The organism is Methylocystis sp. SB2 (genome assembly GCF_049817085.1).
Taxonomy (GTDB): Bacteria; Pseudomonadota; Alphaproteobacteria; order Rhizobiales; family Beijerinckiaceae; genus Methylocystis; species Methylocystis rosea.
This window is the reverse complement of sequence record NZ_CP187401.1, coordinates 3,379,245-3,394,430: the sequence shown is the minus strand read 5'-3', so window position 1 is coordinate 3,394,430 and position 15,186 is coordinate 3,379,245. Positions and strand designations below refer to the sequence as shown.

15 protein-coding genes are annotated in these 15,186 nt (G+C 62.9%); 9 read left to right on the top strand and 6 right to left on the bottom strand.

Annotated features, from left to right (window positions below; genetic code table 11):
• Positions 1 to 40: 40 nt before the first annotated feature.
• Positions 41 to 1,267, bottom strand: coding sequence for a penicillin-binding protein activator (locus ACPS74_RS16480; protein WP_029651186.1), 1,227 nt, complete (start codon positions 1,265 to 1,267; stop codon positions 41 to 43).
• A 183-nt stretch (positions 1,268 to 1,450) separates the two neighbouring features.
• Here ACPS74_RS16480 and rsmI point away from each other — a divergent pair, with 183 nt between their 5' ends.
• Positions 1,451 to 2,365 carry a 16S rRNA (cytidine(1402)-2'-O)-methyltransferase gene (gene rsmI / locus ACPS74_RS16475; protein WP_029651187.1) on the top strand — a complete coding sequence of 305 codons (915 nt, stop codon included), beginning with the start codon at positions 1,451 to 1,453 and terminating at the stop codon, positions 2,363 to 2,365.
• Positions 2,366 to 2,526: 161 nt separating this feature from the next.
• Positions 2,527 to 2,907, top strand: a complete 381-nt coding sequence (locus tag ACPS74_RS16470; protein ID WP_029651188.1) for a YraN family protein — start codon at positions 2,527 to 2,529, stop codon at positions 2,905 to 2,907.
• Positions 2,908 to 2,911: 4 nt separating this feature from the next.
• On the opposite strand, the gene ACPS74_RS16465 is transcribed toward ACPS74_RS16470, so the two are convergent.
• The gene (locus tag ACPS74_RS16465) at positions 2,912 to 3,658 is read right to left on the bottom strand and encodes a metallophosphoesterase (protein WP_029651189.1); all 747 of its coding nucleotides are present in this window, start codon (positions 3,656 to 3,658) and stop codon (positions 2,912 to 2,914) included.
• Between the two features lie 157 nt (positions 3,659 to 3,815).
• Between ACPS74_RS16465 and ACPS74_RS16460 the strand changes: the two genes are divergently transcribed.
• Together ACPS74_RS16460 and haoB are read left to right on the top strand one after the other, a co-directional pair.
• On the top strand, positions 3,816 to 5,525 hold the full coding sequence (locus ACPS74_RS16460; protein WP_029651190.1) for a multiheme c-type cytochrome: 1,710 nt from the start codon (positions 3,816 to 3,818) through the stop codon (positions 5,523 to 5,525).
• A 248-nt stretch (positions 5,526 to 5,773) separates the two neighbouring features.
• A complete protein-coding gene (haoB, locus tag ACPS74_RS16455) occupies positions 5,774 to 6,742 on the top strand; it encodes a hydroxylamine oxidation protein HaoB (RefSeq protein WP_029651192.1) in 969 nt (322 codons plus the stop codon).
• Between the two features lie 9 nt (positions 6,743 to 6,751).
• Here the strand turns inward: haoB and ACPS74_RS16450 are convergent, their stop codons facing one another.
• Positions 6,752 to 7,621 (bottom strand): fatty acid desaturase, encoded by an 870-nt coding sequence (locus ACPS74_RS16450; RefSeq protein ID WP_029651193.1) that lies wholly within the window; start codon positions 7,619 to 7,621, stop codon positions 6,752 to 6,754.
• A gap of 216 nt (positions 7,622 to 7,837) precedes the next feature.
• On the opposite strand from ACPS74_RS16450, the gene tolQ reads away from it, so the two are divergent.
• From tolQ to tolB, 4 genes are all read left to right on the top strand, one after another.
• Entirely contained in the window at positions 7,838 to 8,581 is a 744-nt protein-coding gene (gene tolQ / locus ACPS74_RS16445) for a protein TolQ (RefSeq protein ID WP_029651194.1), read from the top strand.
• A gap of 9 nt (positions 8,582 to 8,590) precedes the next feature.
• Positions 8,591 to 9,040 carry an ExbD/TolR family protein gene (locus ACPS74_RS16440; RefSeq protein WP_018407708.1) on the top strand — a complete coding sequence of 150 codons (450 nt, stop codon included), beginning with the start codon at positions 8,591 to 8,593 and terminating at the stop codon, positions 9,038 to 9,040.
• 11 nt (positions 9,041 to 9,051) lie between these two features.
• Entirely contained in the window at positions 9,052 to 10,206 is a 1,155-nt protein-coding gene (locus ACPS74_RS16435; RefSeq protein ID WP_029651195.1) for a hypothetical protein, read from the top strand.
• A gap of 247 nt (positions 10,207 to 10,453) precedes the next feature.
• Entirely contained in the window at positions 10,454 to 11,773 is a 1,320-nt protein-coding gene (gene tolB / locus ACPS74_RS16430; protein ID WP_029651196.1) for a Tol-Pal system beta propeller repeat protein TolB, read from the top strand.
• Between the two features lie 73 nt (positions 11,774 to 11,846).
• Here tolB and ACPS74_RS16425 read toward each other — a convergent pair whose 3' ends face one another.
• Positions 11,847 to 12,521 (bottom strand): hypothetical protein, encoded by a 675-nt coding sequence (locus ACPS74_RS16425; protein ID WP_029651197.1) that lies wholly within the window; start codon positions 12,519 to 12,521, stop codon positions 11,847 to 11,849.
• A gap of 123 nt (positions 12,522 to 12,644) precedes the next feature.
• Here ACPS74_RS16425 and ung point away from each other — a divergent pair, with 123 nt between their 5' ends.
• Positions 12,645 to 13,313, top strand: a complete 669-nt coding sequence (gene ung, locus ACPS74_RS16420) for a uracil-DNA glycosylase (RefSeq protein WP_029651198.1) — start codon at positions 12,645 to 12,647, stop codon at positions 13,311 to 13,313.
• A gap of 59 nt (positions 13,314 to 13,372) precedes the next feature.
• On the opposite strand, the gene ACPS74_RS16415 is transcribed toward ung, so the two are convergent.
• Both ACPS74_RS16415 and ACPS74_RS16410 read right to left on the bottom strand, forming a co-directional pair.
• On the bottom strand, positions 13,373 to 14,017 hold the full coding sequence (locus ACPS74_RS16415) for a glutathione S-transferase family protein (protein WP_029651199.1): 645 nt from the start codon (positions 14,015 to 14,017) through the stop codon (positions 13,373 to 13,375).
• A gap of 20 nt (positions 14,018 to 14,037) precedes the next feature.
• Positions 14,038 to 15,147: a calcium:proton antiporter gene (locus ACPS74_RS16410; protein WP_029651200.1), complete on the bottom strand. Its 1,110-nt coding sequence runs from the start codon at positions 15,145 to 15,147 to the stop codon at positions 14,038 to 14,040.
• Positions 15,148 to 15,186: the final 39 nt, after the last annotated feature.

Here is a 15,186-nt window from a genome sequence, read left to right as displayed (position 1 = left end):
GCCGGAATGGCGCGTCGCGAAGGATGAGCGAAACGAACTGCTACGCGCCGTTGCCGGTGAAATTGCGCGGCGCGGGCGAGATGATCTTCGCCGAACCGCCGCCGATCTCCAGCACCGACAATCCGCGTTCATTGCCGCCGTCCGGCTTGAAGCGGAAGACGCCGTCGGCGCCGTTGAAGCCGGAAGGATTGGTCAGCACGCTTTCCGAATAGCGTTGCGACCCTTGCGAGCGCGACAGCGCGATGGCGAGCGACACCGCGTCATAGGCGAGCGTCGCGACGCGCGCCGGGTCGGAGCCGTATTTGGCCTTGTAGCGCTGCGCGAAAGCGTTGAAGCCGGCGTTCTCCGGCGCCGTGAACCAGGCGCCCTGCAGCGCCGGCAGGCTCAGCGTCCGCGCGTCGTTCCACAGGCCGGTCCCGAAAATCTGCACCTTCTTGGAGTCGATGCCGTTCGCCACGAGTTCCTTCGACACGGCCTGCATCTGCTCGGCCTGCTCGGGAATGAACAGCGCGTCGAACTGATCACGCGCGGCGGCCAAACGCTTCACAGACTCGCCGGGCGCGCCGGGCTTGTATCGCTCGATGACCGGCACGCGGATGCCGTACGTCGCAGCGCTTTGCTGGAACTGCGCCATCGCCAGCGTGCCATAGTCGTTTTCCGGCACCAGCGCCGCGATCGACTTCTTGCCGTGCTGCGACGCGAAGCTGACGCCGCGGTCGACATAGCCCTCAACCGGGAAGGACAGCAGATAGCTGCCGCGGCCCGCGGCCGAGGAGTCCGTCGAGAACGCGATCATCGGCTTATTGGCGGAACGCGCGACGCGGCTCGCCTCCTTGACGCCGGCGCCAAACACCGGCCCCAAAATGACTTCGGCGCCCTCGTTGATCGCCGCCTGAGTCGCCGCGGCGGCGCCCGACGGCGTCGAGCGATCGTCCTTGACGAGGATTGTCACGTCATTGGCGCCGCTGTCGGCATAGGCGAGCTTTGCGGCGTTGAGAAGCGACGCGCCGACCGACGACGGACCCGAGGGGCCCGTCAGCGGCACGATCAGCGCGATTTTCACCGCGCCTGTTCCGATCGTCTCGCCCTCTGCGGGCCCAGTCTGGGTCGCGCCGCTGAGCTTGAGATCGCGCGCACCAGGGGCCCACGGCCCGCTCGTGGGACTACAGGCGGCGAGCGTGGCCGCAAGGCCGACGAGCGCAGCGCGCATCGTCACGGCCCCGCGCGTGAACGCGCCGGCGCGCGAGCGAGAAGACAATGTCGACATGAAAACCCCCTGCGGCGCCGAGGGCTCTCGCCATGGCGCGGCTATTCCGCGCTAAGGGTCCGAGTCCCTAGCCGAAAGTCAATAGACGGTCCATTTGGAGGAATTGCGGCTGGCGCGCAGTTGGCGCTTGTCCTCTTAAACGAACATCTAATATCTTAAAACGAACGAAGATCGGCGACGCGCATGACCATCGAGGCCATTTCTCCGCCTGCTGCGAGCTACACCGCCTTTGGCCTGCGGGCCGAAGCCGAGAGAATCGAGCCGGGACTGCACCTCGTCGCGACTCCGATCGGCAATCTCAAGGATGTTTCGTTTCGCGCGCTCTCGACTCTCGCCGCAGCGGATGCGGTGGTCGCCGAGGACACAAGGGTCACCAAGACGCTCCTCGCCCATTACGGGATTTCGACGCCGCTCGTCGCCTATCACGAGCACAACGCCAGAGTGATCCGCCCCCACCTGCTGGCGCGCCTCGAGGCGGGGGCGAAGCTCGCGCTCGTGTCCGACGCGGGCACCCCGCTCGTCTCCGACCCCGGCTTCAGGCTCGTCCAGGAGGCGCTCGAGAAAGGCGTGCATGTGACGTCGGTGCCCGGCCCTTCCGCCGTGCTGGCGGCGCTGGTCGTCGCCGGATTGCCGACCGATCGCTTCTTCTTCGAAGGCTTTCTCCCCCACAAGAGCGGACCGCGGCGCGCAAGGCTCGCGGAACTCGCGCCGATTCCCGGAACGCTGGTGTTTTTCGAAAGCCCGCGCCGGCTGGCCGAAACGCTCGCCGATTGCGCCGCGATTCTCGGCAAGCGCAATGCGGCGATCGCCCGCGAACTGACCAAGATGTTCGAATCGGTGCGGCGCGGGGCGCTCGATGAACTCGCGGCGACTCTCGCCGAAGAGGAGCCGCCGAGGGGCGAGATCGTGCTGCTCGTCGCCCCGCCCGGCGCCGATGCGGCGCTGACCGCGGCCGCCGATCTCGACGCCAAAATCGAAGAGGCGCTCACGGCGCATTCGGTGAAGGATGCCGCGAGCGTTGTGTCCGCCGCGACTGGCCAGCCGCGCCGACAGGTTTACGCGCGGGCGCTGGAGCTGGCGGCGGGACGGGGGAAGTGAGATGAGCTTGCGCCCCCTCCCCAACCCCCCCCGCTTCGCGGGAGAGGGAGTCCGACTCGGGTCCCTGCAATGAAACCGCACGATCTGCGTCGTTAGGGTCCCCTCTCCCGCGCAGCGGGGGAGGGACAGGGAGGGGGCATAGTGATCGCGCCCGTTTCATTGTGAGCGAGACAAAGGACGACGCCCGCCGCGCCGCCTATGTCTATGGCCTTCGCGCCGAGACGGCGGCGACGCTGTGGCTGCGGGCGCGGCTCTATCAAATTCTGGCGCGCAATTTTCGCGCACATGGCGGCGAAATCGACATTGTCGCGAAGCGCGGCCGCACGATCGTTTTCGTCGAAGTGAAGGCGCGCGCCGATCTCGAGGACGCGGCCATCGCCATCACGCCGCAAAAACACCGCCGCTTCTCGCACGCCGTGGGTCGCTGGCTCGCCGCGAATCCTTGGGCGTTGAATTATACGCTGCGCGCCGACGCGATTTTTCTCGCGCCGGGCAGGCTGCCGCGCCATCTCGAAAACGCCTTCGAGCTGCGCATCGGGTGACGCCTCACGCGGTCTGAATAAACCGTCGCTCGGCGCCGTCCAGCGCCACCGCCGTCAAGACCCCGGTCTTGAACGCATGCGTGTCGAGATTGATCCGGTTCGGCAAATCCTCGACGTTGTTATGCGGCGTGTGCCCATGCACGATCACCTTTCCGAAGGACTCGCCGCAGTCGAGAAACCCCTCGCGGATGTTCATCAGATCGTGGGGAGCCTGCAAATGCAGCGGCGCGCTGCGCCGCACGCCCGCGTGGCAGAAGAAATAGCCGCCATATTCCGCCCAAAGCCGCGTTTCTTCGATGAAGCGGCGATGTTCATCCGGGAAATGCGCGAGAAATTTCACGCGCACCTGTGAGGCTCCGCCTTTCGCCACCTCCTCGCCGGCGTCGACGCCATAGGAGTGCAGCGTCATTAGCGCGCCGCTGCCGACCCAATCATCGAGCGCCGCCGCATCATTGATGAAGCTCAGCATCGTTTCCTCATGGTTGCCGCGCAGGGTCACGACGGGCGTCGGAAAATCCCCGGTGGACAAACGTTTCAAAACGCCATTCGAGCCAAGTCCGTGGTCGACGTAATCTCCGACGAACACGGTGACCGCCTGTTCGCAGCGGCGCGCCGCGAGATCTTCGGCGATCGCTTCGGCGAGAACGTGCAGAAGATCGGCGCGGCCGTGAACGTCGCCGATCGCATAGATGCGCATGCCGGGCGGCGCCTCGGCGGTCGTCAAAGCTGAGGGGAACCAACGCGTCGTCATGGCTTCTCCAGAAAATCATCATTTATCGTCAGGAAGCGTTTTGACGAGCCATAGGGCCGACCGGGGGGTGGCCTCATGGGCGGGAAGGCCTGTGGTCCTTTCCTGTGGCCGCCTCGGCCCCGACAATGCAGCCAGACGCAGAAGGGGCGAGGGGAGCATGGTGAGTTCAATAAGGTTTTCTCATTACGCGGCATGCCTCGCGCTGATCTTCGCCTTTGCCGTGACCTTTGTCCTCTGCGCGCCGGCCCTTGCGGATACGCCGGATGAAACCTTCAAGGCGCTGGGTCTTGCGAAGACCGCCTCGCCCAAGGAGCTCTATGACGCGCTGACCAAGCGCTACTATGACGAATCGCAAGGCGCCGGCAAAGGCTCGTTCGCGAAATATTGGGAGCCGATCCCGATCTCGAAATATCTCAACCCGCATGATTTCTATAAGCCGCCGCAAACGATCGACGTCGACGCGCAGCGCGCGCAATGCGTCGAATGCCACAGCCAAGTGACGCCCGGCTGGACGCACAGCTGGAAGGGCAGCGTGCACGGCAATCTCGACGCGATCCGCAATCTGCCCGACTCGGATGCGCGCGCCTATAAGAAGGCGATGATCACGGAGGTCGAGAACAACCTCCGTTCGATGGGAACGCTCAAGAACGGCGAGGCGCTGAAGGAGGTCGGCTGCATCGACTGCCATATGGGAGTCGGCAAGGATCACGGCCAGCACAAAACCGAATTGCGCATGCCCGACGCGGCCGCCTGCGGACAATGCCATGTGCAGCAGTTCTCCGAACGCGAGTCCGAACGCGACACCTTCACCTGGCCGCAGGATCAATGGAAGCCGGGCCATCCGTCGCACGCGCTATCGATGAAGGCCAATGTCGAGAACGCCGTGTGGGCGGCGATGGAGCAGCGCGAAGTCGCGGAAGGCTGCACGTTCTGCCACACGCCGCAGACGACGTGTAACTCCTGCCACACGCGCCACGAATTCTCGGCCGTGCAGGCGCGTAAGCCGCAAGCCTGCGCCATTTGCCACAACGGCGTGGATCACAATGAATTCGAAGGCTACATGCTGTCGAAGCACGGCACGATCTATCAGACGCGCGGCGACACATGGGACTGGAACGTCCGCCTCGCCGACGCGATGGAAAAGGGCAATATGAACGCCCCGACCTGCGCCTTCTGCCACATGGAGTATCAGGGCAAATTCACGCACAACATGGTGCGCAAGTCGCGCTGGGCCTTCGTGCCGATGCCGAAGATCGCGGAGAACCTCAACCACCCCTGGTTCACGCAGCGCAAGGAATCGTGGGTTTCGACCTGCTCGAACTGTCACTCCGACAGCTTCGCGCGCGCCTATCTCGACGGCATGGATAAGGGCATCGTCTCCGGCCTCGACATCACCGAGAAGGCGCGCAGCGTCCTGGTCAAGCTCTACAACGACAGACTGCTGCCAGGTCAGACGAAGAACCGTCCGGCGCCGCCGGCGCCCGAGAAGGACGACGCGGGCGGCTTCTTCCAGCTGTTCTGGCAGAAGGGCAATAATCCGAGCGCCATCGAATATGTCTTCGCCGACATGTGGGAGCATCATCAGATCAAGCACTACAAGGGGCTCGCCCATATGAACCCCGGCGGCTACACCTATACCGAAGGCTGGTCGCAGCTCATCGGCGCGGCGGCGAAGATCAACGACGAGGATACGAAGCTGCGCGAATCCGCGGAAATCCGCGCCGAGCTGAAGCGCATCGCCGGCCAGAAGCGCGGCGACCTCGATCTCGATTCGCCGACGCGACGCGCCTGGGCCGGCGGTCTGGGCGTCCTCGCCATGCTTGCCGGCGCCGGCCTGCTCATGCGCCGTGGCCGCAAAGGCGGGTGAGAGAACGGCGTCAAGGCCGTCATTGCGAGCGAAGCGAAGCAATCCAGAATCGCGCCCACGGCTCTGGATTGCTTCGTCGCTTCGCTCCTCGCAATGACGCCATTATGAAATCGCGATTGTCATTCCCGGCGCGCGAAGCGCGACCGGGAATCCAGGGGCGTTCTCGAAATATTTCGCCGTTGCTCTGGATTCCCGCTTTCGCCGGAATGACAGTCGGGTGCGGCAATGACACATGATAATGGACGCGCATGACTCCCCGCATTCGGCTCATCGCCGGCGTCGCTCTCATCGTCTTCGGCTTCGCCCTGCTCGGCTGGGCGATCTACGCCGGACTCAATCCCACCGCGCCGTTTGAAACGCGGCTCGCGCCAATCTCGGCGGACGCGGCGAAGGATGTCGAAGGCTTCGAACTCACGCCCGAGCGCCTCCAGCAGATCGAGGTGTCGGCGAAGGACGAGCGCCGCCCTATCGCCACTGGCGTCGTCGCGCGCGATGATGCAGGCCGCCTGACGCCGCTCACATGGCGCAATCAGGTCACGGAGCCGATCTTCTTCGCAGAGGTTTCGGCAGCCTATGCGGCGAAGGTGCTCGCGGCAATTCGCGAACATACGCCGCAGGACGCCGTCGTGCTGGCGTGGTGGGACTTGTCGCGCGCGATCCGGCTTGTCGCCGGGCGCGCCGCGCCGCTCGACGACGCAGAGGCGCGCGGACTTCTGTTGCCGGCCGCCTGGTCGGCTGCGGGGGCGGCGGAGCGCGCGCGATGGGGCGCGGGAGTTCCGACTTCGTCAGCCAACAGCTTCACGCGTTTTATTGACGCGCTGCTCGACGCCGATGAAACGCGCGCGAGCGAGGCGTTGAAGAAGCTTGCGGACGGCAAGCCCGCCTATGTCGCCGTGCGCATTTCGGACGCGTGGATGCTCGCCGCCGCACGGCCGCAACAGCTCTCCATCGCCTATAAGGATTTCGCCGCGACCGGCGTTTCGCACGGCCTCATCAAATCCGCGCAACAATGGATGCGCGATCAAAAGATCGAAAGCGGCTTCGCCGTCGAACCGATGGGCGGCGCGACGCGGCTGCATTATTTCCAGCGCAAGAGCGACGGCGACAGGCTTATTGCGCGGCTATTGCCGTTCTCCACTTCCCTGCCCTCGCCGCTGACGCGACTTTCCCTTGTCTATCAGCACAAGGGATGGTGGATTTATAGGCTGAATGACTGAGCCCTGCCCCTATGAAATTCCGCACAGCACATGCAGCGGGAAATGCAGGAACGACCAGTTGACGCTCGTCACCAGACGCGGCGGAATATTCTTTTCGATGACGCGGTGCAGAGTCGGCAATTCGCTCCAATGCGCGTTCGGGTAAAGATGATGGGCAGTATGAAATCCTAGATTTCCGCTGCGGCGGTTAAACACCGCATGGGTCGTGTTATTGGCGATAACAAAAGGATTGCCGGACGACTCCTTGCATCCGCAGTGATTGAGAAAATCGACATAGCGCGTGAAAAAGAACACGGCGAAATGCCACGGCAGAACGAAGCCGAGCGTGAGCCACGGCCGCCACGCGAATAGCGCGCCGATCAGCGCGAGATAGAGGCACTGCTCCACGAAGGCCCAGCGGTAATCGATGGGCTCCCTGATGTTTTTAAGGAGGCCCTGCTCGTAGGCTTCACGGAAGGGTCCCACGATCGTCGGCCACATCGAGCGCCAGCAAAACGCCAGAGCGCGGCGGCCCGAGAAAGCTGCGCTCATGTCAAAATCCCGCGCGCGAAATTTCGTCTCGCGGCCACAATGGTGGCCGTAGACATGCTGGATGCGCCAGTTCGAGGCGGTGATCCCTGTCGCCGCGCCGAGCATGAGATCGAGCAGAAGATTGAATGCGGGCGAAGTGGTGAAGGGATGGTGGACGTGCAAATGCAGCAGGTAATTGGCCGAGCCGTTCACGGCGACGAGCGCCAGCAGATAAGCTGCCAGCTCGGCGAAGGAGAGAGGCAGAAAATAGGGAAGAAAAAACGCTGCAGGCGTGATAAGCGCCTGAAGAATTTTGCAAATATCCTCTCGCCGGCAGAATGGCCGGCCGTCAAAAACCGCAATGCGCATCACGCAAACCCAGCAAAAAAGTCCGGAGTCCGCCTCTAGAGAACCCCGCCCTTCCGACCTTCCAAGCTTTGCTTAACCCTTACGGCTTGTTAACGCATCCTCACTATGGTTTGTTGCGCGACGCACCGCAGCCCCACAAATGGCGAAATTGCGGGCGATAGACCGGGCGTCGCAGCCAAAGCCGCCGCAGAGCGCCTGCCGACTCAAGGACAAATCATGAATCCAGCCGAGATCGCCGCGAGCCCTCTCGCCGCTCCTGCCGCCGACATCACGATTTGGAGCATGTTTTGGGGCGCCCATATCGTCGTCAAGATCGTCATGGTCGGACTGCTCGCCGCCTCGGTCTGGTGCTGGGCGATCATCATCGACAAGACGCTGCTTTTTGCGCGCATGCGTCGCGCGATGGACCGCTTCGAAGAAAGCTTCTGGTCGGGCAATTCGCTCGAGGAGCTTTACGGCAAGCTCTCCGAGCGGCCGCAGACCGGCACGGCGACGCTGTTCGTCGCCGCCATGCGGGAATGGAAGCGCTCCTTCCAGGCGGGCGCCAGCGCCTCCTTCATGGGCCTGCAGGCGCGTATCGAGAAGGTGCTCGACGTCTCGATCGCCCGCGAGGTGGAGAAGCTTGAATCCAATCTGCTCGTGCTCGCGACCGTGGCGTCCGCCGGCCCCTTCGTCGGCCTGTTCGGCACGGTCTGGGGCATCATGACGTCGTTCCGCTCGATCGCGGCCTCGAAAAACACCTCGCTCGCCGTCGTCGCGCCGGGCATCGCCGAGGCGCTGCTCGCCACCGCGATCGGTCTTTTCGCCGCCATTCCCGCGCTGATCGCCTACAACAAGATGCAGGGCGACGTCGCCAAGGCGCAGGCGCGCATGGAAAGCTTCGCCGACGAGTTCTCCGCGATCCTGTCCCGGCAGATCGACCAGCACACGGCCTCGTCGAACCGCGACCGCGCGGCGTAAGGAGCGAGCATGGGCGCTTCCCTCTCGACCCCGGGACGCAAGGGCGGCAGGCGTCGACGCGGCGTGCCGCGCTACGGCGCCATGGCCGAAATCAACATGACGCCGTTCATCGACGTCATGCTGGTGCTGCTCATCATCTTCATGGTGGCGGCGCCGCTGCTCGCAACCGGCGTCGCCGTCGATCTTCCGCAGACCAAGGCCGGCGCGCTCAACATCGATCAGAAGCCGGTCTCGATCGCCATCGACGAGAAGGGACAGGTGTTCCTGATGGATCAGCCGGTCGAGACGACGCAGCTGCTCGACAGGCTGAAGGATGCCGTGAAGCAGGGATTCGACGAACGCATCTATGTGCGCGGCTCCAAGGCGGTCAACTACGGCCGCGTCGCCGAAGTGATGTCGCTTGTCATCAGCGCCGGCTACAAGAAGGTCGCGCTGGTGACGGAGCAGGAGAAGAAGTGAGCTGAGCGGAAGTGAAAATTTCGCGCTCCGAACCCGGTTTTCCCCTCTCCTCGGCGATCCACGCGGGATTGCTTCTGGCGGCGTTCGTCCTGTTTTCCGACGCCCGCAAGTTCGATGATGCGGTGGAGACGGTTCCGGTCGACCTCGTCACCGACAGCGAACTCACCCAGATCATGAAGGGCGAGAAAACCGCGCGAGAGATCAAGCCCACGCCGCGCGTGGACAAGGTCGCGCCGGAAGCCGAGACGAAGCCCGAGCCGCCGCTCGCACAGGCGAAGAAGGACATAGCGACGCCGCCGCCGCCCGCGCGGCCCCTGCCGCAGCCGACCGCCGACGATGCGCCGCCAACCCCGCCCAAGCGAGTCGCCGCGCTGCCGCCGAAGCCGGAGCCGCCGCCAAAGCCTGTGGAAAAGCAACCCGAGCCCAAACCGGTTGCGAAGCCTAAGGCCGCGGCGCCGGAACCCGACAAAAAAGAGCCCGAGAAGAAAGAACCTGAAGAAGCCGAAGTCGTGAAGCCAAAGCCGCCCGCCCGCACGAAGCCGGACCACACGGCGAAGGACGCGGCGGCGACGGAGAAGCCGAAAGAGCGGCTCAAGATCGACGAGGTGGCGAAGCTGCTCGATAGCAAGAAGCAGCAAGACAAGCCTGAGCCCGAGACATCGATCGGCGAACTCGCCGAAAAGGCCGTCAAGGAGTCGAAGCCGAAGTCAGGCGAGGAGAATGCGCCAAAGTCCAAATTCGACGCCGCCAGCATCTCGAAATTGCTGAGCCGCGAAGCGCCGCAACGCAAGGCCGCGACCGGCCGAGCGACGCAGGCGGCGGCGCTCGGCGCGCCAACGGGAGCGGCGGCAACGATGTCAGCTTCGATGGAGGCGCGCATCGCCGCCTATATCCACGATCACTATTATCCTTGCTGGGCGTCTGGATTGTCGCTCGGCGGGCAGACCTATACGCCGATCGTGGAGTTCCATCTTTCGCGCGACGGCGAACTCGAAGGGCGTCCGAAACTGCTGAACGCCTCTGCGAGCCCGACCGAACACGCCCGCGGCGAACAGGCGATGCAGGCGGTGCGCCGCTGCAGCCCGATGCGAATACCGCCCGAGTTCATGCCCTACTACGAAGAGGCTCTGCGCGAAGTCACGATCCGCTTCCAGGATGCGAATTAGTGAGCGGGTTCGTTCGTGGCGAAAGGCTTCACCCCCTTCCCGACCCTCCCCCGCTCTCGCGGGAGAGGGAGCAAACACTGTGCTTCATCGGCCTCGCGCAAACGCCGATCGTGAGCGTCCCCTCTCCCGCGAGCGAAGCGAAGCGGGGGAGGGACAGGGAGGGGGCTGAAACGCCGCATCCAACAACTTCGTCCATCGCGGCAAAGCGCTACGCTTTCTTCACGCCGATGCCTGAAAGATATCGCCTATGAAACGCTGCATCACCCGCCGCGCCGCCGCCGGACTCCTTACCGGCGCGACGTTCGCCCCTTTCCTTCCCGCTTCTCTGGCGCGCGCCGGACGCATCATCGATCTCAAGGGAGGCGGGTTTCAGCCGGTCAATATCGCCGTCGCGCCTTTTGTCGGCGACGACGCCGCGCGCACCGTGACTTCCGTGACGCTCAACAACTTCAAGCGTTCGGTGTTCTTGAATCCTATCGATCCGGGCGCCCTGCCCGCGAACGCCGCGCCGCCGGACGGCACCCCCTATCTCGCCGCCTTCAAGGCGGTGAACGCGCAATTTGTCCTCACAGGTCGTTCGCAACGCGCCGGCGACGGCAGGCTGAAGACGGAGTTCCGACTCTTCGACGTGACGACGGGCGAACAAGTCGCGGGGCAGCAATATGTCACCGAGGCCGCCAATATGCGGCGCGTCGCGCATCTTCTCTCTGACGCGGTTTTTTCCCGCATCACTGGCGAGAAAGGTTTCTTCGACACGCGCATCGTCTTCGTCGATGAAACCGGCTCAAAGGACAGGCGCCGCAAGCGCCTCGCCATGATGGATCAGGACGGCGCGAATGTGCGCTATCTGACGCGCGGCGACGAACTCGTCGTCACGCCGCGGTTTTCGCCCAATTCGCTTGACGTCACCTACATGTCGTTTGGCGCCGACGGCGACCCGAAAGTCCTGTTGATGAATATTGAAAACAGCCAGCGCGAAGTGGTCGGCAATTTTCCGGGCATGACCTTCTCGCCGCGGTTCTCGCCCGACGGACAGAAGATCATCATGTCGTTGGCGCAGGGCTCGACGACCAATCTTTACACGATGGATCTGCGCTCGCGCACGACGATGCGCCTGACCGACACCGGCGCCATCGACACCGCGCCCTCCTACTCGCCCGACGGCGCGCGCATCGTCTTCGAGAGCGATCGCGGCGGCTCGCAGCAGATATATGTCATGGGCGCGCATGGCGGCGAGGCGAAGCGCATTTCATTCGGCGGCGGGCGCTATTCGACGCCGGTCTGGTCGCCCAAGGGCGACTACATCGCCTTCACCAAGCAGAACGGCGGCAATTTCTCGATTGGCGTCATGAAGATTGATGGTTCCGGCGAGCGCATTCTTACCGAGGGCTTTCACAATGAAGGGCCGACCTGGGCGCCGAACGGTCTCTTCCTGATGTTCTTCCGCGATTCTTCTGGCGGCGGCGGACCGAAAATCCACATGGTCGACGTCTTCGGTCGTTCGGAGACTCAGGTTCCGACCCCAGGCTATGCGAGCGATCCCGCCTGGGGCCCGCTGCAGGATTGAGGCGGCGGGCACGAAAACTGCGGAGGATGAGCGGTAAACGCAAATGCTCCGCCAGCGCTTGCGGCTGCAAAAACTAGCCTTTCATGATCGAGCCGACCATCCGGATCGCAAATCCGCTGACGATCCCGATGACGAGCGCATATCCAACAAACAATCCGGCGCCGAAAACCGTCCCCAAGCGACTGAAATTGATAAGCAAGTTCGCGCCATCGAAAATAGCGTCGGACATTCTCGGCAGAAAGTACGTCAGATAGGAGGCCGAAACATTTGCGAAAAAACTTGAGATAATGTCATCGCTCCAGAAGTCGCTTGTAGCGCAATAGCCGGATCCATCTCCTCTCCCACATGAGTCTGCAGTTTCAGGAGTCCTGAAAGACCTGCTGACGCCCTTCACGACATCCGCCATCAAAATTTCGTGAGCGGAATTGTCGGGCGCGGCGCCGCCTTTTATGATGCCTATGACCCTATGCGCATCGACGTCTTTGAAGGTTGGATCGACGAGGATGCGCATTATCTCCGCGTTGTAGTCGCATCCGCGATTCATGAGGAAAGTTACGTAATTGCGTGGATCAATCCGTCCAGAAAACAGATCGTCTTTTGTATTGTAGACGACTCCATAGGGAACATATCCTCCGAACGTGATTCCGTAGCCGACGACATACGGCGCGGCGATGAGCCCGCCAATAATCAACGCCAGCCAGCCTGCGCCCGCAATCAGCGATTCGCTTCGGGAAACTTCTTTCGCCATGGGCCGCCTCCAGGCAGCAACATCACCAAATGTTATTCACAACGCCATGCTGGCATTATATCGCATGTTGGCTTTATCTCCCAAGCGAACGCCTCCTATCGACAACCGCGATCTTGCTTCAAAATGACCAAACCCGTCCGCATCGAAGAAAGCTGGCGCAAACATCTCGCTGCGGAATTCGACCAGCCCTATTTCCGAGCGCTGCGGGAATTTGTCCGCGGCGAATATGTCGCCGGCCGGATCTATCCGCCGGCGCCGCAGATTTTTCGCGCCTTCGACGAGTGTCCATTCGACACGGTGAAAGCCGTCATTCTGGGGCAAGACCCCTATCACGGCGCCGGCCAGGCCTGCGGCCTTTGCTTCGCCGTCGGCGCGACGACGCCGCCGCCGCCCTCCCTCCAGAACATCTTCAAGGAAATCGAAGCCGATCTCGGCCGTCCGGTATCGCGTGATCCCGATCTTTCGCGCTGGGCGCGCCAGGGCGTGCTGCTCCTCAACGCGACGCTCACCGTGCGCGAGAACGCAGCCGGCTCGCACCAGAACAAGGGCTGGGAGCAATTCACCGACGCCGCCATTCATGCGCTATCGCGCGAACGCGAAGGCGTTGTGTTTATGCTGTGGGGCGCCTACGCCCGGCGCAAGGGCGCGAGCATCGATCGGCGCAAACATCTCGTGCTCGAATGCGCGCATCCGTCGCCGCTTTCGGCGAACAATGGCTTTTTCGGCTGCAAGCATTTCTCGAAGGCGAATGATTACCTGATCGCACACGCGGAAACGCCGATCGAGTGGTGACGTTTGAGAGCACAAAAGTCGTGCGCGAATCTCTCTCCCATCAGGAGAGAGAAGACGCCTCATTTGCCCGCCGCCGCCGCTTCATGAATCTTGAGCAGCTCTTCGTCAGTCTGCGCAACGCGCGCAAAGCATGGACGCGACGTCACGCGTTCGACATAGGCGGAGATGTGCGCGCTTTCGGGAACAAGGCCGAACCCGACCGTCCACCGCAGCGCGCCGCCCCAAAGAATGTCGGCGGCCGTGAAGCGCTCGCCGAAGAGATAAGGGCCTTGCGTCAATTGCGCGTTGATCAGCGCCATGACGCCATCAAAATCCCCGTAGGGACTTCTGCTTGCGGGCGCCGGCTCGCGCTTCATCGAACGATCGACGATTGCAGGCTCGAACGCCGACCCGTAGAACACGAGCCAGCGCAGATAAGGCCCGCGTAAGGCGTCGCCAATCGCGGGCGCGAGACCTTTCTGTGGAAAGGCGTCGGCCAGATAGATGAAAATCGCGCCAAGCTCCGTCACAAGCGCGCCATTGTGAACGATGGCCGGCACTTTTCCGAGCGGATTGACGGCGAAGTATTCCGGCTTGCGTTGTTCGCCAAGCTGGAAATTCAACACGCGCAGCTCGTAGGGAACGTCGAGTTCCTCAAGCAGAGTCAGCACGCTTGAGGCGCGTGTGCGCGGCGCGTAATATAGGATCGGATTGTCGTCGTTCATTGGCGCTCTTTGCGTGAAGATTAGGGGACGAACAACAGAAAAATATATGTCACGAAAACGACGAGATGCACCAGCCCGGTCATGAGATTCGTGCGGCCGGCGCCGAAGCTTACAACGCTCAGCACCAATGTCAGCAGCAGCAAGACGGTGTCGCGTTTTTCGAGACCGAAGACGATCTCCCGGTTCGTTGCGACGCTCAACAGCGCCACGGCGGGAACCGTGAGCCCGATCGTCGCGACGACAGAACCGAGCGCGCCGTTCAGACTTGTCTGAAGCGCGTTGCGCGTCGCGGCGCGGATGGAGTTCATGGATTCTGGAAGCAGGACCAGCATCGCCACAGCCGCGCCGGTCACCCGGTTCACGTCGTCGACGCCCCCCCAGCGAAGCGCCTCTTCAAGACCGGGAATGACACGCTCCGCGAGAAGCGAGACGCCAAGCAGGCTGGCGCCCAGTCCCACAACTGCGAATATCGTCGCCGCGCGCGAAGGCTTCTCCTCGCCGTGGCCCACGGCGGCGACATGCACGTCGATGAAATAGGACCGGTGCCGCACGGTCTGGATGAAAAGAAATGCGCTGTAGAGCAGCACCGACAGAACGCTGACGAAAATGAGCTGAGTTGTAGACAGAGTAGGTCCGTAGCTCGACGTGGTATAGTCGGGTAGAATGAGCGTAAGAACGGAAAGCGCGATCAGGATGGCCAGATAGGCGCTCGTCGCCATCGGCTGGAGTTCCTGCTCGTGGTGACGGAAGCCGCCGAGCAGAAGGCAGAGGCCGACGAGGCCATTGCAAACGATGATGATTGCGGAGAACACCGCCTCGCGCGCTTCGGTGGGATCCTCGTCGCCATGTTCGACCATCGATGCCATGATCGCGACTTCGATAATTGTCACGGCGATGGTGAGGACGAGCGTGCCATAGGGTTCGCCCGTCTTGGCGCCGAGAATTTCAGCGTGCTGCAAGGCGGCGAAGACGGCCCCGATCAAAAAGACCGCTGCGAGAGTCGACGGCATAAAATCGATGGACGCCGGAATTTTCGAAATCCAGCGCTCGCCGAACAAAAAAACCCCGGCCAGCCCCAGCGCCAGCGCCGGAAACAGGACCGCGCGAACGGTGATCCTCGCCGCCTGCATGCCGTCCCCTGATCGTCGCAGCCCAAGCTTTGCCGGACT

What these genes read in the sequence shown, in the direction of transcription:
- ACPS74_RS16480 (WP_029651186.1), bottom strand. Translation starts at nt 1,267, where the DNA reads ATGTCGACATTGTCTTCTCGCTCGCGCGCCGGCGCGTTCACGCGCGGG.
- rsmI (WP_029651187.1), top strand. Translation starts at nt 1,451, where the DNA reads ATGACCATCGAGGCCATTTCTCCGCCTGCTGCGAGCTACACCGCCTTT.
- ACPS74_RS16465 (WP_029651189.1), bottom strand. Translation starts at nt 3,658, where the DNA reads ATGACGACGCGTTGGTTCCCCTCAGCTTTGACGACCGCCGAGGCGCCG.
- ACPS74_RS16460 (WP_029651190.1), top strand. Translation starts at nt 3,816, where the DNA reads ATGGTGAGTTCAATAAGGTTTTCTCATTACGCGGCATGCCTCGCGCTG.
- haoB (WP_029651192.1), top strand. Translation starts at nt 5,774, where the DNA reads ATGACTCCCCGCATTCGGCTCATCGCCGGCGTCGCTCTCATCGTCTTC.
- ACPS74_RS16450 (WP_029651193.1), bottom strand. Translation starts at nt 7,621, where the DNA reads ATGCGCATTGCGGTTTTTGACGGCCGGCCATTCTGCCGGCGAGAGGAT.
- tolQ (WP_029651194.1), top strand. Translation starts at nt 7,838, where the DNA reads ATGAATCCAGCCGAGATCGCCGCGAGCCCTCTCGCCGCTCCTGCCGCC.
- ACPS74_RS16440 (WP_018407708.1), top strand. Translation starts at nt 8,591, where the DNA reads ATGGGCGCTTCCCTCTCGACCCCGGGACGCAAGGGCGGCAGGCGTCGA.
- tolB (WP_029651196.1), top strand. Translation starts at nt 10,454, where the DNA reads ATGAAACGCTGCATCACCCGCCGCGCCGCCGCCGGACTCCTTACCGGC.
- ACPS74_RS16425 (WP_029651197.1), bottom strand. Translation starts at nt 12,521, where the DNA reads ATGGCGAAAGAAGTTTCCCGAAGCGAATCGCTGATTGCGGGCGCAGGC.
- ung (WP_029651198.1), top strand. Translation starts at nt 12,645, where the DNA reads ATGACCAAACCCGTCCGCATCGAAGAAAGCTGGCGCAAACATCTCGCT.
- ACPS74_RS16415 (WP_029651199.1), bottom strand. Translation starts at nt 14,017, where the DNA reads ATGAACGACGACAATCCGATCCTATATTACGCGCCGCGCACACGCGCC.
- ACPS74_RS16410 (WP_029651200.1), bottom strand. Translation starts at nt 15,147, where the DNA reads ATGCAGGCGGCGAGGATCACCGTTCGCGCGGTCCTGTTTCCGGCGCTG.